Raw genomic sequence first — 20003 nt, 5'->3', positions numbered from 1 at the left:
GACAAGGGATTGAAAACATTAGATGTCCACGCTCTTCACGAGGGCATTCAGCATACGATTGAGAAACTGGACAAGCAAAAACAACAGCTGGAGAAGCTGGAAAAAAGCGTTGAGCATCTGGCAGGCATGAAGGATGCGCTGAAAGGAAAAGGCGGAGATGCCATCCGGACCTTTTACGAGGAGTGCCACAAGCCTTTTCTCCTTTTCTTTGGCATGTTTATCGACGAATACAAAAAAGTGCTGAAACAAACACAGCATGCGATTTCCTCTGTAGAATCTGACTCCCATGGCATGATTGCAGAGGCTTTTCTCTCACACGATGCAAGACACGGGGTCAAGCATGCACGAGAAGTGACAGAGCAGCTCACAGACGCAGTGAATCGCCAGACATCAGCCATTGATCACATCGTCAGCCTGCCGACAGTCAATGATTCCTTTTTTCGGATGGAAACAGAACAGGCTGAGCGACTGATTTCGGACACCCTGAATAAGCTCTTTCAATTTGACGGCCAGCAAACCCAAGCACTAGAAACCGCAAAATCAGATTTTCAAACGATGAAAAAATATATAGACCAGCTTGAAACCATGTACACCGGTCCGAAAATTGAAATCACAGGCTACAAAAGCGGCTCTATCCTGAAATCGCAGGAGGAAGAAAACATCAACCAAACCTTCGGCGCCATTAACCCGCAAATGAAGCAGGCGGATGATTCTCCGATGGAGATGATGTTGAAGAAATTAGCCGAGAATGAAAAGTCTAAAGTGGATTCAGTTGTCAAAACGGGTGATTCTAAAAAGGTAAGTAAAAATATCATCGTTATCAATGGTAAAGTGTATAATACGAGTGAACATAGAGAACATATAAAAACTGATTTCTCAAATGCAGAGGTTAAGCAAGTCGTTTATAATGATACACTTTACAATGTATACATATCTGGTAATGACATGAAGCTTGAACCTGTCGTCTCGCTTTCGGACATTAAAGTGGATGAGAATGGATATGTGAAAATTTTAGAGACGGCTGTAGAGTTTTCAGGTATAAATGATCTGTTTAGAGCTGCTACAGGCAGAGATCCTATAACAGGCGAAAAAGTCTCGAGTAAAGATCGGATTGTTGCAACTGTTCACGCGGTACCAATTTCGAAAATAGCTAAGTTGCAAAAATTTAATATATATAAGTTAATTAATGGTGAGAAAAAGACGAAGAAGGCTTCTAAGATTGAAAAAGGTACAAAGAAAAATAAAAATGACAAGGTACTAACTAAAAATGGAGCCTTTAGAGATGCCAAAAGGAGAGCAGGAATACCTAACTCTTCTCAACATAAGAAGCCAGTAGACGTTTTTGATGGAACAAGTGAGAATAGAAGGGTATATGAATTTGAAGTAGATGGTAAGAAAAAATATATTATAGAGCATAGAGAAGACAAACTTGGTCGGGGGCCCCACTTTCACGGTGCTGATGATTTAAAAGGTAATCCGCTAGAAAAAGGAAGATATAATCAGTATCCTGGTCACTCACCAGAGGATTTTGAAGGTTATAAAAATAAAGGAAAGTTTAAGAAAAAAGGTGATTAAAACTTGAATAACGAGAGAGTTAAAAAGATGGAACTTCTAAAAAGGAAAAGTAGAAGAAAAAATTTAATTAGAGAATTAGATTTCTTACATATAACTGAGGATTCCTTTTTAGATATTGAAGAAAACGAGCTGTTCTGCAAAAAAGCATTTTCAATTCTTGACACAAAGCTGAATAAAGAACAAATACAAGGTACTAATTATATAGAGAATATTCAAAAATCAATTCAATTATTAAAGGATACTTTTGAGAATTTGGAATTGGGTTCAAATGAAGCAAGGCTACTTTTTTTTAGGGAAAATGAAATAGAGGCTGTTTTATTATCTTTAGACGAAATATTTATAAATTTGGACAAAGTGCTTGAAATCACAAAATTTTCAATTGGATATGGAGATTTTATTCTTACATCAGAAGATTTCAAATTCGGATTATGTATAGAACGGACAGAATATCACTATGAATTTTGTGTCTGGGGATTATCTGAAAAAAACAAAAAATGAAGGTTTTTATATATTGAACAACAGTTGAAGAAATGTCTTTTTATTTATGTTAATGATAGAGAGTGTAGAATATGGGTAATGAATTTTTATTAAGATAAATAAATGAATCATTATTGAAATCAACATATTAGAAGAGGAATTAAAATAAAGAAAAACCTTGAAGGGAGCACCTTTCAAGGTTTTTGACAATTATCATCTTTTTCTAGCGACAATAAAAAGTAAGGGGTGGTTTGTAATTTTTACCTTTTATAATGAATATGATTTATTAGAACTGTTTGATAGTGAGCCAATAAGCGTGGTGAGTGATCCCCTTGCAGAAATATTCATATACTCTATCCAAGATATGAAAGGCTTTAAACTGATTCTGACAATGGATGTATACGCTTTGGAGTGCAATCTAAGTCTCACCTTCAATGAGTTGCTTGTTTTTGAATCTAAGTTTATAAATGTTACTCAATTAAAGAGATGTAATTCTGATCTATTTATATATATTCATAACGAACCAAAGGTAAAGGTTATATTTAAAAAGCAACTTGGAATTATTTTTGTTTAATGACATATATGAAAGCAAGGATGTTAGAAATTGAAAATCGCTTTAAATACTTTCAAAGTACATCATGTAAATGACGATTGGAAAACTCTTTACGTTGGGTTGAAGCAAGGGTGGATAAACAAAATTGAAGTAATGAATTATGCTGTTGAATATTTAATGAACCATCCCGGTGTACACCAAGAAGAAGTTTTAGAACTGGCTTGGGGAGACAAGGATAATATTGAAGAAGCCATTTTAAAATATATTACGAGTTGAATAAAATAGTTTCTATGCTATTGAAAAAAGAAAATGGAGATACGTTATTCTTCTTGAAGTAATATCAAACTATAGTGATCATGCAATGGAACTTTTGAGTAAGCTTGCGGAAGTTTATGCAGATATGAATTACCCTGAAGATATGACGGGTTTTATTCATTATCATCCTTTTAATAACGGATGTAACTCGCATTTACATTCCTATGAAAAAAATATAAATAGATTATGCAATTTGTTTCAAGATTTTTTAGTAAGGAAAAAACAAAATATACAAAATGGCTTACCGTTATAAAAAATAGTCCTTATTGAGCAATCACCTTAGTCAACACCAAAAATGAAAGCGTTGACATCCCGCGAATCTAGTGCTAAAGTATACCTACAAACAAATAAAACGACCCGTCAGGATTGTTACTGTGAAAGCAGGCAAAACCTAAATGGTGCAGGTGCAGGAGGAGACTCTCGCAATCTGTGTCATTTAGGTTTTTTTTATTCTCTTTTAGGAGGTGATGCGGCATTTGATACAAAAAAAGCTGGTGAAAGGCGGCCACCTTTCATCCAGCAGTCCCCCCATAAAAAGGAGGTATACACATGGATTATGATAAATTATCGAAGGACATATTACAACTCGTAGGCGGTGAAGACAACGTTCAGCGCGTGATCCACTGCATGACGAGGCTGCGTTTTAATCTTCATGACAACGCGAAGGCGGATCGCAGTCAGCTGGAGCAGCTGCCGGGGGTGATGGGCACCAATATCAGCGGCGAGCAGTTTCAAATCATTATCGGAAACGATGTGCCGAAGGTGTATCAGGCGATTGTGCGGCACAGCAATCTCAGTGATGAAAAGAGCGCTGGTTCATCCTCTCAGAAAAAGAATGTGCTGAGTGCGGTCTTTGATGTGATTTCTGGTGTGTTTACCCCGATTCTGCCTGCGATTGCGGGAGCGGGGATGATCAAAGGGCTTGTTGCGCTGGCAGTTACGTTTGGCTGGATGGCGGAGAAGAGCCAGGGTCATGTCATTTTGACGGCTGTCGGTGACGGCGCGTTCTACTTCCTGCCGCTCCTGCTAGCGATGAGTGCGGCGAGAAAATTCGGAAGCAATCCGTACGTAGCGGCAGCCATTGCGGCGGCGATTCTGCATCCGGATTTGACAGCCCTGCTCGGTGCGGGGAAACCGATTTCCTTTATCGGGCTTCCTGTAACCGCTGCCACTTATTCGTCAACGGTCATCCCAATTTTGCTGGCGATTTGGATTGCTTCATTCGTAGAAAAATGGATTGACCGTTTTACACACGCATCTCTCAAATTGATTGTGGTTCCGACGTTGACATTATTGATTGTCGTGCCGCTGACATTGATTACAGTCGGTCCGCTTGGCGCTATTTTAGGAGAATACTTGTCTTCTGGGGTCAATTATTTGTTTGATCATGCAGGGCTTGTGGCGATGATTTTGCTGGCGGGTACATTCTCTTTAATCATTATGACGGGCATGCACTATGCCTTTGTGCCGATCATGATCAACAACATCGCTCAAAACGGCCACGATTATTTACTGCCGGCTATGTTTTTGGCGAATATGGGGCAGGCGGGAGCATCATTTGCCGTCTTCCTTCGCTCCAGAAACAAAAAATTTAAATCACTCGCGCTTACCACAAGCATCACGGCGCTGATGGGGATTACAGAACCTGCGATGTACGGCGTGAATATGCGATTGAAAAAGCCGTTTGCGGCCGCTTTGATTGGCGGTGCAGCCGGTGGCGCGTTTTACGGCATGACGGGTGTTGCTTCCTATATCGTCGGAGGTAATGCAGGTCTCCCGAGCATCCCTGTCTTTATCGGCCCAACGTTTATTTACGCGATGATCGGCCTTGTGATTGCGTTTGCGGCGGGAACAGCAGCTGCGTATTTGCTTGGATTCGAGGATGTGCCTTCTGACGGCAGCCAGCAGCCGGCAGTGCATGAAGGCAGCAGAGAGATCATTCACAGCCCGATTAAGGGAGAAGTGAAAGCCTTAAGTGAAGTCAAAGATGGAGTGTTTTCTGCCGGGATCATGGGAAAAGGATTTGCCATTGAGCCTGAAGAAGGAGAAGTTGTGTCGCCTGTTCGTGGAAGCGTTACCACCGTTTTTAAAACAAAACACGCAATTGGCATTACGAGTGATCAGGGAGCTGAAATACTCATACACATTGGATTGGACACGGTAAAGCTGGAGGGACAATGGTTCACGGCTCACGTCAAAGAAGGCGACAAGGTCGCACCGGGAGATCCGCTCGTGTCCTTTGATCTGGAGCAAATCAAAGCCGCGGGATATGACGTCATTACCCCGGTGATTGTGACCAACACAGACCAATATTCGTTTTCGCCGGTGAAAGAGATCGGTAAAGTGCAGCCAAAAGAAGCGCTGCTTGCTTTATCTTAAAAAACTGATGGGGTGATCAATATGAGTTCAAATGCAAAACGATTTCCAGAAGGATTTTTATGGGGCGGCGCAGTTGCTGCCAACCAAGTGGAGGGTGCTTATAACGAGGGTGGTAAGGGGCTTTCGACAGCTGACGTATCGCCGAACGGGATCATGTCTCCATTTGATGAATCAATGACTTCCTTGAATCTGTATCACAACGGGATTGACTTTTATTATCGTTATAAAGAGGATATCGCCTTATTTGCAGAAATGGGATTTAAGGCGTTCCGCACATCGATTGCGTGGACGAGAATTTTTCCGAATGGCGATGAAGAGGAGCCCAATGAAGACGGTCTCAGATTTTATGATGATCTGTTTGATGAGCTGTTAAAGCATCATATTGAGCCTGTCGTAACCATCTCTCATTATGAAATGCCGCTCGGTTTAGTGAAAAATTATGGCGGCTGGAAGAATCGCAAAGTCATAGAGTTTTATGAACGCTATGCCAAAACGGTTTTTAAACGCTATCAACACAAAGTGAAGTATTGGATGACGTTCAATGAAATTAACGTGGTGCTCCATGCGCCGTTTACCGGAGGCGGTCTTGTCTTTGAAGAAGGAGAAAACAAATTAAACGCGATGTACCAGGCGGCACACCACCAATTTGTGGCCAGTGCTCTTGCTGTCAAAGCGGGTCACGACATCATTCCTGATTCGAAAATCGGCTGTATGATAGCGGCAACGACAACCTATCCGATGACTTCTAAGCCGGAGGATGTCTTCGCGGCAATGGAGAATGAGCGCAAAACACTTTTCTTCTCAGATGTTCAGGCAAGAGGCGCATACCCGGGATATATGAAACGCTATCTGGCAGAAAACAATATTGAAATTGAAATGGCTGAAGGCGATGAAGAGCTCTTGAAAGAACATACGGTGGATTATATTGGATTCAGCTACTACATGTCGATGGCGGCGAGCACAGATCCGGAAGAGCTTGCAAAATCAGGAGGCAACCTGCTGGGCGGAGTCAAAAACCCTTACCTCAAATCATCAGAATGGGGCTGGCAAATTGATCCGAAAGGCTTGCGCATCACGCTCAACACCTTATACGACCGTTATCAGAAGCCGCTGTTCATTGTTGAAAATGGCCTTGGCGCTGTAGACAAGGTTGAAGAGGACGGCACGATTCAGGACGATTACAGAATCAACTATCTGCGTGATCATTTATTTGAAGCGCGCGAAGCCATTGCGGACGGCGTTGAATTAATCGGATACACATCATGGGGGCCAATTGACCTTGTGAGCGCATCTACTGCGGAAATGAAAAAACGCTACGGTTTCATTTATGTGGACAGGGACAATGAAGGAAATGGAACATTTAACCGCATCAAGAAAAAAAGTTTCAACTGGTATCAGCAGGTTATCGCCACAAACGGAGAGAGTCTCTGACAAATTTTTGAAAACTCATGCGCTTCAATTGACAATAACGAAATGCAGACGGACAATAAAAGAGAAAGATGAACCACCCACAGTCCGAAAGGCGGGAAGAGCATGTTTAACAAAATGTTAGTTGCGATTGACGGATCAGACATGAGTGCAAAAGCGCTTGATGCCGCAGTGCATTTGGCAAAAGAGCAGCAAGCGGAACTAAGCATTCTTCATGTGGGGAGAGAAGCCGTCGTCACGACTTCTTCTCTGACGGGAATTGTCTATGTGCCTGAACACTTTATTGATGAAATCAGGAACGAGGTTAAAAAAGAGGGCCTGAAAATCCTTGAAAATGCAAAAGAAAAAGCAGCCGAAAAAGGCGTTCAAGCTGAAACCATTTACGCGAATGGCGAGCCGGCGCATGAGATACTAAATCACGCAAAAGAGAAAGGCGTCAGCCTGATCGTAGTCGGCAGCCGTGGCATCAGCGGCCTGAAAGAAATGATGCTTGGAAGCGTCAGCCATAAAGTGTCTCAATTATCAACATGCCCGGTTTTGATTGTTCGATAGATTTGTAAAAAAAGCGCCCTTGGGCGCTTTTTTTTATTTAGAATAGAAGTGTTATAATATCTACATGTAAAAAAGAGGAATTCTATGTGTAGATTTCTGAATTCACAAAAAACAGTTTATGCTATGCAGTATTGGAGGTAGAATACGTTTGATGCAACAGGATCTTTCCATATCGTCAAAACAAAAATCAACAGCCGTAATCAAAATGGTCATCTCTATGGTGATTTTCGGCTCCATCGGCTTTTTCTCAGAGCATACCAATCTGCCGTCATTTGAATTGGTCTTTGTCCGCTGCCTTTGCGCGACGCTGTTTTTAGGCCTTTGCTGGCTGGCGTCCGGCCAGTATAAAACTGAAAAATGGAGCAAGAGAGACGTGCTTCAAACATTGGCGTGCGGTTTCTTTCTTGTATTCAACTGGGTGTTTTTATTTAAGTCTTTTGAAGAAACGTCCGTTACAATTGCCATCTCCGTTTATCATCTAGCGCCGGTGCTTGTTCTTCTTCTGGGGAGCTTCTTCTACAGAGAGAAATTAAATGTGATCTCCGTCAGCTCCATTATCATCTGCTTTCTGGGAACTGCGCTGATTTCCGGGATTAACGGCAGCACTTCATTGACACAGCTGATGGGATCAGGGATCATATGGGCAGTTCTCGCCGCACTGTTTTATGCGTTCACCACTTTATTGGGAAAAGGCATTCACAATCTCAGTCCTTACACGACCACCTTCTTGCAGACGGGTTTAGGGGTTATCATCCTGATTCCGTTTATTCGCTTTGGCGCTTTTGCTGACCTATCTCAGGGAAACTGGATTATGGTGGTATCTACCGGCATCATCCATACGGGTATTGTATATTTGTTGTTTTTTGACAGTTTGCGATTTTTATCAACGAAATTTATTTCAATCATTGTATTTCTCGACCCCGCTGTCGCGATCGTGCTCGATACCGTCTTCACAGGCTTCCGCCCTGACCTCTATCAAACGCTTGGCATCGTAATGATCTTTGCGGGCATGGCCTTGACGCTTGTCAGGAGGCAGGGGAAGGCGAATGTGGCAGCTGAGGGTACGGATATTGAACAAATGCAATAATGGAAAAAGTAAAAAGGCCTATGCGGCTTTTTTTATTTTAGGTCAATAGACTCTCGTTAATCCTTAAAATAAGATAAATTTTCTAGAAAAATATTGTAATAATATTTCAGTCTAGTTAAGATTATTGAGTGAATATTACTTTTATTACAAAAGGAGAGAGAAAATGAAAAAAAGAAAGAGGCGAAACTTTAAAAGGTTCATAGCAGCATTTTTAGTGTTGGCTTTAATCATTTCATTAGTGCCAGCAGATGTACTGGCAAAAACCACAGAAGAAGAGAATGGAAATCGTATTGCTGCCGATGATCCAGAAGAAACTCTTCAGAAAGAACAAACTGAGGAAGCTGTACCTTTTGATCCAAAAGATATAAACAAAGAGGGTGAGATCACCTCTGAAAGAACAGAAAATACAAAACTCTATTATGAAGGTGACGGTGTCTATAAACAGGAAGTATATCTTGATCCTATTCATACAAAGGAAACACCTGATGCCGACTGGGAAGACATTTCTCCTGAGTTAAAAGAGTCGACAAGCAAACAAGTCGAGACAGAGAACGCCATTTTGAATTCAGATTTTCAAAAGCAAATGAAGAACGGGCTTTACGCGACTTTTGAGCATAATGACCATAAGGTTACATATTCACTTGTAGAAGCGAAAGGCCCGAATAAAACTTCACTTACTCCGAAAGATACCTCAGCAGATTATAAGACTGACAGTAATGAGATTGTGTATCCGGATGTGTTTCCGAATATTGATCTCCAGACTTTCACATTCAATGAAAACATAAAAGAAGATTTAGTCCTTCATCAGTATAATGGATACAACACATTTACATTTCAGTTAAAAACCGATTTGCAGGCTAAAGAACAAGAGGATGGATCCATTGATTTTTCTGATGAAAAAGGAAAAGTTGTTTTTTCTGTGCCTAAGCCTTTTATGACGGATTCAAAACTAGATGAGCTTTCCGGCGAGGTTGAACGGTCAGACAAAGTCAGCTATAAGCTGGAAAAGAATGAAGAAGGGTATTTGCTTCATCTTACGGCAGACGAGAACTGGCTGAAAGACCCAGAACGCGTATATCCAGTATCTATCGACCCGTCAACTTCTTTATCTGTTTCATCGGATACGTTTGTCATGAGTGCCTACCCGACGACGAACTATTCGGCCTCCTCACAAAAATGGGATGCTAATTTAAAGGCCTATGTACTGAAAACGGGCTATTATGACAAAACAACAGGCACAAACTATGCGTTCATGAAATTTAACAACCTAAAGCCAATTCAAAATATGACTGTCACTAAAGCTACATTAAAAACATACGTAGCCCATTCCTATTATGGAACAAAGGCAACCGGTCTTTGGCTGGATACGGTCAACAGCAATTATGATAATGCAAAAGTGACATGGAACACCAAACCGGCATCTAAAAATATCGGAAAAGCCGACGTCCATAAAGGACAGTGGGCGAGTTATGATGTGACCGCTGCTGTAAAGTCATGGAACTCCGGCGGGGCCAACTATGGATTTAAGCTTCATACAAACGGAAACGGCAAGGAATATTGGAAAAAACTAATTTCTTCAGCGAACTCCGCCAATAAACCATATATTGAAGTGACGTATACCATTCCAAAGGGAAACACACCTACAATCAAAGCCTATCACAACGGCGATTCCACTGGTTATTTCGATATCAGCTGGAAAAAGGTTGAAGGCGCAAAAGGATATAAGGTATGGATTTACAATGGTAAGGAATATCAAGCGATTTCTGCAGGCAACGTCACGTCGTGGAGCACAAAAGGTAAAAAAATCTGGCCTACGAGCGCAGAAATTGCCTCCAAGAGATATAAACTGCATCTGGACGGCAAGGATGGAGCTGAATTGGCATTAGATCCATCCCCGGTCTATAAGAATTCCGGCGGAAGCTATGCTACAAGCAAAAACTATTGGATTGGCGTCAGTGCGATATTTGACCAAGGTGAAGGAGCGATGTCCGCACCGGCAAAGCCCGTTATCCCTAATGTAGGAAAAGCACAAGCACCGTCTGCAAAGGGCTACAATAATGGGAATGCCACAGGATACTTCGACCTTTCTTGGAAAGCTGTATCTGGTGCAACCGGCTATAAGGTTCAGGTGTTCAATGGGAAAGGCTTTGAGACACTTGATCTCGGAAATCAGACGTCTTGGACCACAAAAGGGAAAAAGATCTGGCCGACAAGTGCAGAAATCAAGGCGGGAAAATATGCTCTTCACCTAAAGGACGGAAGCGGAGCAGAGCTGCCGATCAATCCCGGACCAACCTATAAAAACGCCGGGGGAGATGGAGCCAAAAAAAATTACTCGTTTAAAATTATCGCATACAACAAAGATGGCGAAGCCATTGCATCCCCGGCTGCTAACCCGGCACTTCCTGATATCGCTAGGCCAAAGAATTTAACTGGCTATTTGTATACAAATACAAAATCGAGTCAAACGGGTTATGTGAATTTGATATGGGAAAAGGTTCAAAATGCGAAAGGCTATAAAGTTAACATTTACAACGGTAAGGAATATCAGTCCTTTGATGTGGGTGACGCGGATCATTGGACAACCCAAAATAAAAACATTTGGCCGACTTCTGAGGAAATCAAAGCCGGAAGCTATAAGCTTCATACAGATGGAAAAGGCGGGGAATTAGCCCTCGATCCATCACCTGTCTATAACAATGCAAATGGGAATTACAAAGGGAAGAAGAATTATTCTTTCACGCTTGTCGCCTATGATGCGAATGGTGAAACGATTCCAACGGCGCCCTTTAACCCAACGTTCCATGAAGGCGCAGAATTCCTTGGGACAGAAGAATACTGGTCTATCATTGATATCCCAAGCGGCCAGTTAAATGGTGCGACAGGCAATGTCATTGTGAATGAAGAAGATTTGTCAATTGACGGACGCGGTCCGGGACTTGGCTTATCGAGAACCTACAACAGTCTTGACAGCTCTGATCACTTATTTGGACAAGGCTGGTATGCTGATGCAGAAACATCTGTCATCTCAACGGATGGCGGGGCAATGTATATCGATGAAGACGCTACGACACATCGATTCACGAAAAAAGCCGATGGCACGTATCAGCCGCCGACCGGTGTATATCTTGAATTAACAGAAACAGCTGATCAGTTCATATTAAAAACAAAGGATCAAACCAATGCTTATTTCAATAAAAAAGGCGGCAAACTCCAAAAAGTAGTGGATGGCCACAACAATGCAACTGTCTATACTTACAATGACAAAAATCAACTGACCGCCATTACAGATGCATCAGGCCGCAAGCTTACATTTACCTATGATGAAAACGGCCATGTGACTTCCATCACAGGACCTAAGAATAAGAAAGTCACCTACTCATATGAGAATGATTTGCTGAAGAAGGTTACAGATACAGACGGGACTGTTACAAGCTATGACTATGATGGCGAAGGACGCCTTGTCAAACAGTATTCAGCCAACAGTACCGAAGCAAAGCCTGTCTTTACCGAATATCAGTATAGCGGACACCGTCTCGAAAAAGCGATCAACGCTAAAAAAGAAACATATGTCTACAGCTATGATGCTGATAAAAAGACACTTCTCATGACACAGCCAAATGGCCGGAAGGTACAGTATGGCTATAATGAAGCGGGAAATCCGATTCAGGTCATTGATGATGCTGAAGGGCTAAAAATTACAACGAATACAAAATATGAAGGCAACAATGTCGTAGAAGATGTCGATCCAAACGACGTGGGCACCGGAAAAGCAACGGAAAGCTATCAATATGACAAAGATGGCAACGTTACGTCGGTTAAAGACGCATATGGAACTGAGACATACGAATATAACAAAAACAACGATGTCACAAAAATGAAGGATACCGAGGGCAATGTCACGGATATTGCTTATGACGGACTGGATGCTGTATCCGAAACCGATCAGAGCGGAAAATCATCGTCAGCAGCCGTTTATGATAAATACGGAAATCAGATTCAATCCAGCAAAGATTTATCAGCTTCAACTAATATTTTGAAAGATGGAAGCTTTGAAGCGCAAAAATCCGGCTGGAATCTGACTGCCTCTAAAGACAGCGGCAAAATTTCAGTCATCGCCGATAAAAGCGGAGTTCTTTCTGGATCAAAGGCATTGGAAGTCTTGAGCCAATCAACGTCTGCAGGAACCGATCACGGGTATTCCTCAGCGACTCAAACAGTTGAACTGGAGCCGAATACAACCTATACATTAAGCGGGAAAATCAAAACGGATCTAGCGAAATCAAGAGCCTACTTTAACATTGATCTGCGAGACAAAGATCAAAAACGAATTCAATGGATTCACAATGAATACAGTGCATTAGCCGGAAAAAATGACTGGACAAAACGGCAAATCACTTTTACGACTCCAGCGAATGCAGGAAAAGCCGTTGTGTATATGGAAGTCGATCATAAAGATAAAGATGGCAAAGGAAAAGCATGGTTTGATGAAGTCCAGCTGGAAAAAGGCGAAGTATCATCAAGCTATAACCCAGTTCAAAACAGCAGCTTCACATCAGCAACGGAAAACTGGAATGTAAGCGGGGCATCCGTTGATTCTGAAGAAGGCTTTAATGATGATGTATCATTAAAAGCTGCCCGGACCAGTGCGTCCCAAGCCGGATCAGTAACAAAACAAACCGTTGTCTTAGGGCAAAGCGCAAATGACAAACCGGTTTATCTCACACTGACAGGAATGTCGAAAGCAAGCAGCGTCAAATTTACAGATGAAAAAGACTATTCTCTGCAGGCGAATGTCACTTACGCTGACGGCAGCACAGGCGTCTACAATGCGAAATTCCCTTCTGGAACACAGGAATGGAACCGAGCAGCTGTCGTCATCCCTAAAACAAAGCCGATCAATAAAGTCGATATCAGTATTCTGTTCCAAAAGAGTGCGACAGGCACAGTCTGGTTTGATGATATCCGTTTGATTGAAGGAAGCCTTCTAACAAAAAGCACGTATGACAGTAATGGTAACTATGTGACTAAGGAAGAAGATGAACTAGGATACTCTACTTCAACTGGTTACGATGAAACTGGTAAGAAAACGTCTGAAACAGATGCAAAAGGTGAAAAAACAACCTATACGTATGATCAGGCAGACCAATTGACAAACATGACGCTCTCCAACGGCACGTCTATCCTTCACAGCTATGATAAGGAAGGCAATGAGGTAAGCAAAACCATCCGGGCGGGAGCAGATCAAACCTATAAATATGAATATGATGTGATGGGCAAGCTTGTCAAAACAACTGACCCTCTCGGCAATGTGCTAGCAAGCGAATATGATGCCAACAGCAACCTGACCAAAACCATTTCACCGAATGGCAACGAAGTGTCTCTTTCTTATGATGGAACAGACCGGGTGAAATCAAAATCGTATAACGGTACAGAAAAATACAATTTCACTTATGACAAAAATGGAAATGAAACGTCGGTTGTCAATAAAGAGCAGAACACCACAAAGAAACGGACATTTGACAACAAAAACCGCTTAACCGAACTGACAGACCGCGGCGGCAGCCAAACTTGGACATATCCTAGTGACTCCGATAAGCTGAAAACCTTCTTGTGGACTCATGGGGACCAAAAAGGAACGAATCAATTTACGTATAACAAGCTGGATCAAATGATTGAGATGAAAGACAGTACATCTTCATATTCATTTGATTATGATGAAAATGGCAACGTCCAAACCTTTATTACGGGCAACGGCGGCGGAACAAGTTTTTCATATGACGAAAGAAACCTTGTAAGCTCGCTGCATATCGGTGACAAAAACGGCGGAAACATTCTGACGGAAAGCTATGAATATGATGCCAACGGCAATCGCACAACGATAAACAGCTCAGCAAGCGGCAAGGTGCAATATGAGTATGGGAAGCTGAATCAGCTTGTCAAAGAAACCCATGAAGACGGTACTGTCATTGAATACACATATGATGGATTCGGGAACCGGAAAACCGTTACAACTGTAAAAGACGGCTCAAGCAAAACGGTGAACGCTTCCTTCAACATCATGAACCAGCTGACAAAAGTCAATGATGAAAGCATCTCTTACGATAAAAACGGCAACCGCACATCTGACGGCAAATTCACATATACGTGGGATGCAGAAGATAACCTGACCGCCGTTACCAAAAAAGGCGAAGACAAGCCATTCGCAACATATAAGTATGACGAAAAAGGAAACAGAATCCAAAAAACCGTCAACGGAAAAGTCACGAACTACTTCTACGACGGAGACAGCTTGAACGTCTTGTATGAAACAGACGCGGACAACAACGTCACAAAATCATACACGTACGGAGACAGCGGCCAGCTGTTATCCTACACAGAAAATGGTAAGAAATATTTCTATCACTACAACGCTCACGGCGACATCATCGCGATCTCAGACAGCACCGGAAAAACGGTTGCAAAATATCAATACGATGCGTGGGGAAATCCAACAAAAACCGAAGCAAGCGATGAAGTGAAAGATAACCGTTACCGCTACGCAGGCTACCAATACGACGAAGAAACCGGCCTGTACTACCTCATGGCCCGCTACTACGAGCCAAGAAACGGCGTGTTCCTATCGCTCGACCCAGACCCGGGCAGCGACGGCGACTCATTGGATCAGAATGGGTATGCTTATGGAAATAATAACCCGGTGATGAATGTTGATCCGGATGGGCATTGGGTTTGGATGGTAGCAGGTGCTTTAATTGGAGGAGTCTCTTCTTACAAAGCTGCCAAGGCAAAGGGAGCAAGAGGTTGGAGATTAGTTGGATCTGTAGCCTTAGGTGCTGCTGGCGGAGCAATCGGAGGAAACTATCTAAGAGTAGGGCGTACTCTATTTAAAGCTGGAAAATTATCTAAAACGTATTGGAATGCTAGAAAAGTCGCAAAGGCAAACAAAGGTGTGATTAAAAGGGCTAAAACTAATAAAGGTTGGGTAGTTACTACTAAAAAACATACAGTAAGGTTAATGGGGAAAAATTCTGGTCAACGAAAGAAACCATACTATAGAATGTCAGTTAGAAATAAAGGTCCTTTAAATGCAAAAGGGCATTTCTCAAATAATCCTGCTGAGACTCATATAAAGTTAAGATGGTCATCATATAGAAATATAAATAAACGCTTGCGCAATAAGTCACACAGAAGATAATAGTATTAATATAATTAAATCTATAAATCAAATGTAAAGATCATTTAGGGATTAATAATAGCAATTAACATAGTTAGAGATGCAGATGGTTATTCAGGTGGATTCTATTTAAGAATCTTGTCTAAGTTTCCATCTGCATTTACAAACATTTTACTTAATTAAAGTGAGGAGAATGTTATAACATGAACAGTATTGAGCAATGGATAGATTATATAAATCACGATGTTAATTGCTTTATGTACGATATTAATTTTGAATACCTAGAGAATAGATTAACTCTTTATCTTAAGTTATATGAAGAAGAAGAAAAAGCCACTTTAAAAGAAATTTCATTTAAGGATATAAGTGGAATTTATTGCGATTTTAGTGTTCATAACAAGTTTGATAAAACTATACCCATTGATACTAATTGGTACCTTGAAGAAATCAGTTATTTCAAAGAAGGAATTGGAAAACTACAAAATGGTATATTAGGTAATCAAGTCTTAAATGCTAATTTTCTTATAGAAATTAACGGGACTTTACTTGCTATAGAATCTAAATGTGTATCCTTTGATTCTAAAGAATATCAAGCGTTTAATGATTATGAAAAAACTGAAAAAAAACAAAAAAATAATATAGTGGCTGGGATCAAGAAATTTTTTCAAGGAGGCAGGATTTAAGTGAATAATCCAATACAAAAGCATCTGATTGATTCGGAATTCACCATATTAAAAACAGATTTTCAGTTCTTTAAAAAAGAATTTATTCTTTATTTAGAAATGGATACGAAGGGAAAGAAGCAGCAGCATCGTATTTTATTCAAGAATGTATCATCATTATTTTTTTATGCCGGCAAGGAATCGTCTTTAAAAGATGTTGCTTATGGGGAAAAATGGATTTTGAATTCATTCTCTTACTATCCGAAGGGTATTGGAACATTATATCACCCTTTAATTGAAGATTATGAATCGAATGCAAACGTTTTGATTGGAATTAATCAAGCTGTCTATGCAGTTGAAACTGAAAGGGTTTTCTTTGATTCAACTGAAATATATGCCTCAACATAGAGGTGATCGTAATAATGAAGTAAATAAACGAGTAAGAGGACTTATCTCACCATTTCAAACCTAGGAGCATAACAAATGAAAAAATTAAAAATGAATAAAATTATCAACATGGACACCCAAGATTGTTTTTTCCATGCTGATCCACTGGGGCGTGTCTACATTGGAAAAGGTGTGAAAGGTGATGTGACCATCTCAATCTATGATCCTTCCGGTGATATTCGGGTTTTTAAAGTGAAAGAGCAGATTTCATACAGTGATATCCTGCTCTTTCAACAATGTGCAGATGGCTATGTCTTCGTTTATTACGAATCGTATGAGCCGAAGGTAAAGGTTTTTTCAGAAGAGGGAAGGGTGAAAAGTGCTTTTCACTTACCTTCAGGGGTTTCCTGCTGTCTTTTGGATGAAAAACAACAGCTTTGGGTCGGTTTATGTGATGAAGGTATTTATCATGATGAGAATCCCAACGGCCATAGTGTGTGGTGTTTTACGTTAGATGGTCAGCAGAAGGAAATACACATTGATAGAAAGCTCGAAGAAATGGATGCGCCGGCTGTAGATGATTGTTATGGACTTGCAGAAAAAAACGGCTTGATTTATATGCTGTATTACGGAGACGCAGTCATTGCCGCATTTGATGAAACGGTCGTGAGACGAGTGTGGATTCTGTCGGATAAAGAGCCGGACTCAGAAGCATTTGATCAGCTCGCGATATCCGAAGAAGGTTTTTTGGTTGGGACGTTCAATTGTTACAGTGAAGAGCTTGAGTCGTTTCTTTATTTAATTTCTGCCGATGTGAGTCAAGAGATGAAAGAGATAACATGCTGTGATTCGAACGGTGAAGGCCTAGATGTTCAACAGCTGAAACTGACAAGTAACGCTGTTTACGCAGTGACCTCATCTGGTGTTTATAAGCAGGATATCCAATAAGGTGTAGGGATGAGATTATGATGAATTGGCGCGCTTTAAGTCAGACAAAACAAGACCGCATCTGGTCAGAAGTGAACAAGATCATCAAATGGAAACCCGGAAGCAGATGTCATCACATCATCCCGCCTGATCCATATCAAGTGTTTGATATTTCTAGCGGGATGAGCGGTAAAGCCAGTAATGATGATGTGGTCAGAGTGCTGAATGATTTAGAGACTTCGATTTTAAAAGCATTTCAATCATGTACTGGAAAACACGATGTGATGTACGCATTAGACTGGCAGCATGTCGGATATATCTTTAGCCCTCATCAGACAATGCCTCAGGATGAATTTGGCGAATGGCCTGTTCCCGTATTTCCAAATGGAGACTATTATTTCTTTTTTCATCAGGACTTCTCCTGGGGACTTTTGGGAGACCCGTGGAAATTGACAATCACTGTGTTTGGTGAAGAGCTGTTGGAGGCGATAGATCATGATCCGCCTATCCTGTTTCAAAATAGATGAGTGTTCTGAAAAACGGAGGTGAAACATGGGCTTTTGGGAAGAAAAATATAAAAATAAAAAGATATTCGTAAGTGATGATGGTTTGGATATTTGTCACGACGCCATCGAAGATTTTCATGCTGTGTTCCTGGAACAATTGGATCGCAAGCCTACTCTAAATGAATTTGTTTATACTCTCTTTCAGGTATTAAAATCAGACGGCGATTCATTTTTTAAAGAATTAGAAGGAAAACAAGTCACTGACATCAACCTAAAGATGAAAAAAAGAACTACTTTAAGTGAAGTTAGGCCTGGTGTGGTCATTGAAATTCCTTTACGGCAAATCAATCAGTTTACATATGCATTAGTGGTAAAAGGAGATTTAGCAACAGATAAAAATGATGATCTTCTCATTCAGTATTTTGATATTTTTACAGATCAACGCTTGAGTAAAAAAGACATTTCTCTCATGATGGCAGAAAAGCAAAGAACCCTTTTTATTGCGAATACAGGATATACAGGCTTTCTTCAGGGGAATTGGAAGGTTGTTTCCAAGGTGCCGATAGATTTGATGAAAAAATTTGATCATTCTGCTATAACATTTGTCATGTATGAAGATGGAAAATACCTCATTAGCCAAGACGATTCATTAGCGGCAGAGAGTGATTTAATAGAGGTTGATGAAAAACGGGGGAAGACCTTTAGCAACCCGATTGGGCTATTTGGTCACCTTAGTATTGAGGATATTCTTTATCAATATTTCAAGGGAACCTCGATGGAGGAATTGATTAAGTATGAGTTGTAAGAAGTTATGGTGGAGATCATATGAGCAGATTTTGTCTGGAATATGCTGATTCTACTCTTTTTCATTTAAGTGATTTTTTTACCCAATTCCCCCTACGTATCACTGAGTATCATTGGGTCATTGGCGATATTTTAAATATGATGGATGTATCCTCGGATAAGGATCATTGGAACGATATCATTGGCGAGCGTGAAGACTATCTTTTTATCACAGGTGAGGAATTTCATCGTATATTAAATGAATATGAGATTTATGTGATATTTTCTATTTTAACTGCTGTGCCTAAAGAGACGATACTGTATGATATAACACAAGTTCCGTTTGTTGATGGGAATGCTGACTTTTATGAAGATGATTATATCTCCCCTGTGAAAGAATGTATTTTCGAAGTCGGTTTCTTTGATTCAACAGATATTATATTTACAGTGACCGATGAAAACATAGAAAGAATGTTGAAGGATTCTTTTCCTGACTTGAAGCCTTACTGTGAGTATGGAGTATAGGGAAGCCATCAACGGAGGAATCGAAATTGGCAGATGAGTCGAGTATTTCAGGAGCTACTCCTATTTTGTTTCAACATATCAAGAAATGGCGTTTTTATCGGGAAACAGATCACGTTCTTGGTATCATTTATACGATTGAGTTAGCAGCTGTTTATCATTCACGTACGATTGTTGTCATATTCAAAGACGTTTCAGTCGTTACGATACGAGAAATCGAAACCCTATCGAATCTATCAGATGGACTTCTCCATATTGAAATGCAACCACAAGGCACGTACCTTGTGGAAGAATGGGAAGAGCAGACATTCCGCTTTTATTGCCGGCAATATGTGGTGATGGAAGTTGAATAGGGTGAGGAGAGGATCAACGTGCTTCAAAAACTGAGAAAAAGACAGCAAGAGCTTGAAGAAACGCCGTATCCTGATGAATTGTACGGCTTTGAAGCGGAAATCTATGAGTTTTTTATGCTAGTTGATGGCAGTTTGGATTATGTGCTGGCGAATAAAAGGATGCCCCGGCATCAGCGGCGTACGTTGGAGAAAAGCTTTTTTGAGCTTTATCCTGACATACTTCCGGGTATGATCAAAAACGATAAAGATCTGTATCAGCACATTCTCTTGTATGAACAAGTCAGACAAGAGATTTGCGTTGCGCTATCCAACTGATAAGGGGG

At 40.9% G+C, this 20003-nt stretch carries 17 protein-coding genes and 2 pseudogenes; all 19 read left to right on the top strand.

Annotation, left to right across the window (positions count from 1 at the left end; translation table 11 throughout):
- Positions 1 to 9: 9 nt before the first annotated feature.
- Positions 10 to 1302: pseudogene (locus tag FB592_RS04465) on the top strand (T7SS effector LXG polymorphic toxin); the annotation flags it as partial.
- Positions 1303 to 1575, top strand: coding sequence for an HNH/endonuclease VII fold putative polymorphic toxin (locus tag FB592_RS21025; protein ID WP_151262545.1), 273 nt, complete (start codon positions 1303 to 1305; stop codon positions 1573 to 1575).
- A 3-nt stretch (positions 1576 to 1578) separates the two neighbouring features.
- The gene (locus FB592_RS04460; protein ID WP_252382678.1) at positions 1579 to 2073 is read left to right on the top strand and encodes a YxiF family protein; all 495 of its coding nucleotides are present in this window, start codon (positions 1579 to 1581) and stop codon (positions 2071 to 2073) included.
- 583 nt (positions 2074 to 2656) lie between these two features.
- Complete coding sequence (locus tag FB592_RS04450; protein ID WP_141949314.1) at positions 2657 to 2881, top strand: DUF2247 family protein; 225 nt, start codon at positions 2657 to 2659, stop codon at positions 2879 to 2881.
- 19 nt (positions 2882 to 2900) lie between these two features.
- Positions 2901 to 3173: a DUF2247 family protein gene (locus tag FB592_RS04445; RefSeq protein WP_260438887.1), complete on the top strand. Its 273-nt coding sequence runs from the start codon at positions 2901 to 2903 to the stop codon at positions 3171 to 3173.
- 296 nt (positions 3174 to 3469) lie between these two features.
- On the top strand, positions 3470 to 5299 hold the full coding sequence (gene bglP, locus FB592_RS04440) for a PTS beta-glucoside transporter subunit IIABC (RefSeq protein ID WP_141949313.1): 1830 nt from the start codon (positions 3470 to 3472) through the stop codon (positions 5297 to 5299).
- A gap of 21 nt (positions 5300 to 5320) precedes the next feature.
- Positions 5321 to 6730, top strand: a complete 1410-nt coding sequence (gene bglH / locus FB592_RS04435; protein ID WP_141949312.1) for an aryl-phospho-beta-d-glucosidase — start codon at positions 5321 to 5323, stop codon at positions 6728 to 6730.
- Positions 6731 to 6832: 102 nt separating this feature from the next.
- Complete coding sequence (locus tag FB592_RS04430) at positions 6833 to 7279, top strand: universal stress protein (protein WP_003227162.1); 447 nt, start codon at positions 6833 to 6835, stop codon at positions 7277 to 7279.
- 151 nt (positions 7280 to 7430) lie between these two features.
- A complete protein-coding gene (locus tag FB592_RS04425) occupies positions 7431 to 8366 on the top strand; it encodes a DMT family transporter (RefSeq protein ID WP_141949362.1) in 936 nt (311 codons plus the stop codon).
- Between the two features lie 163 nt (positions 8367 to 8529).
- A complete protein-coding gene (gene wapA, locus FB592_RS04420; RefSeq protein WP_141949311.1) occupies positions 8530 to 15561 on the top strand; it encodes a tRNA nuclease WapA in 7032 nt (2343 codons plus the stop codon).
- 182 nt (positions 15562 to 15743) lie between these two features.
- Positions 15744 to 16223 carry a YxiG family protein gene (locus tag FB592_RS04415; RefSeq protein ID WP_043940235.1) on the top strand — a complete coding sequence of 160 codons (480 nt, stop codon included), beginning with the start codon at positions 15744 to 15746 and terminating at the stop codon, positions 16221 to 16223.
- Positions 16224 to 16610: a YxiG family protein gene (locus tag FB592_RS04410; RefSeq protein WP_014481357.1), complete on the top strand. Its 387-nt coding sequence runs from the start codon at positions 16224 to 16226 to the stop codon at positions 16608 to 16610. It begins immediately after the preceding gene.
- Between the two features lie 75 nt (positions 16611 to 16685).
- Positions 16686 to 17012 (top strand): annotated as a pseudogene (locus FB592_RS04405) (DNA-binding protein); the annotation flags it as partial.
- A gap of 72 nt (positions 17013 to 17084) precedes the next feature.
- A complete protein-coding gene (locus tag FB592_RS04400) occupies positions 17085 to 17537 on the top strand; it encodes a hypothetical protein (RefSeq protein WP_080467406.1) in 453 nt (150 codons plus the stop codon).
- Positions 17538 to 17554: 17 nt separating this feature from the next.
- The gene (locus FB592_RS04395) at positions 17555 to 18043 is read left to right on the top strand and encodes a DUF2716 domain-containing protein (RefSeq protein ID WP_141949310.1); all 489 of its coding nucleotides are present in this window, start codon (positions 17555 to 17557) and stop codon (positions 18041 to 18043) included.
- A gap of 25 nt (positions 18044 to 18068) precedes the next feature.
- Positions 18069 to 18827, top strand: a complete 759-nt coding sequence (locus FB592_RS04390; RefSeq protein WP_141949309.1) for an Imm26 family immunity protein — start codon at positions 18069 to 18071, stop codon at positions 18825 to 18827.
- Positions 18828 to 18847: 20 nt separating this feature from the next.
- The gene (locus tag FB592_RS04385; protein ID WP_141949308.1) at positions 18848 to 19330 is read left to right on the top strand and encodes a hypothetical protein; all 483 of its coding nucleotides are present in this window, start codon (positions 18848 to 18850) and stop codon (positions 19328 to 19330) included.
- A gap of 26 nt (positions 19331 to 19356) precedes the next feature.
- Positions 19357 to 19680, top strand: a complete 324-nt coding sequence (locus tag FB592_RS04380) for a hypothetical protein (RefSeq protein WP_141949307.1) — start codon at positions 19357 to 19359, stop codon at positions 19678 to 19680.
- A gap of 18 nt (positions 19681 to 19698) precedes the next feature.
- Positions 19699 to 19995 carry a YxiJ family protein gene (locus tag FB592_RS04375; RefSeq protein ID WP_141949306.1) on the top strand — a complete coding sequence of 99 codons (297 nt, stop codon included), beginning with the start codon at positions 19699 to 19701 and terminating at the stop codon, positions 19993 to 19995.
- The last annotated feature ends 8 nt before the right edge of the window (positions 19996 to 20003 follow it).

Source organism: Bacillus sp. SJZ110 (assembly GCF_006715455.1).
In the GTDB taxonomy this organism is placed as follows: domain Bacteria; phylum Bacillota; class Bacilli; order Bacillales; family Bacillaceae; genus Bacillus; species Bacillus subtilis.
This window is presented reverse-complemented; position numbering and strand designations above follow the sequence as displayed.

Bases quoted from the DNA above. Each gene is read 5' to 3' on its own strand.
- FB592_RS04430 (WP_003227162.1), top strand. From the start codon at position 6,833: ATGTTTAACAAAATGTTAGTTGCGATTGACGGATCAGACATGAGTGCA.
- bglH (WP_141949312.1), top strand. From the start codon at position 5,321: ATGAGTTCAAATGCAAAACGATTTCCAGAAGGATTTTTATGGGGCGGC.
- FB592_RS04395 (WP_141949310.1), top strand. From the start codon at position 17,555: ATGATGAATTGGCGCGCTTTAAGTCAGACAAAACAAGACCGCATCTGG.
- FB592_RS04390 (WP_141949309.1), top strand. From the start codon at position 18,069: ATGGGCTTTTGGGAAGAAAAATATAAAAATAAAAAGATATTCGTAAGT.
- FB592_RS04425 (WP_141949362.1), top strand. From the start codon at position 7,431: ATGCAACAGGATCTTTCCATATCGTCAAAACAAAAATCAACAGCCGTA.
- FB592_RS04385 (WP_141949308.1), top strand. From the start codon at position 18,848: ATGAGCAGATTTTGTCTGGAATATGCTGATTCTACTCTTTTTCATTTA.
- bglP (WP_141949313.1), top strand. From the start codon at position 3,470: ATGGATTATGATAAATTATCGAAGGACATATTACAACTCGTAGGCGGT.
- wapA (WP_141949311.1), top strand. From the start codon at position 8,530: ATGAAAAAAAGAAAGAGGCGAAACTTTAAAAGGTTCATAGCAGCATTT.
- FB592_RS04415 (WP_043940235.1), top strand. From the start codon at position 15,744: ATGAACAGTATTGAGCAATGGATAGATTATATAAATCACGATGTTAAT.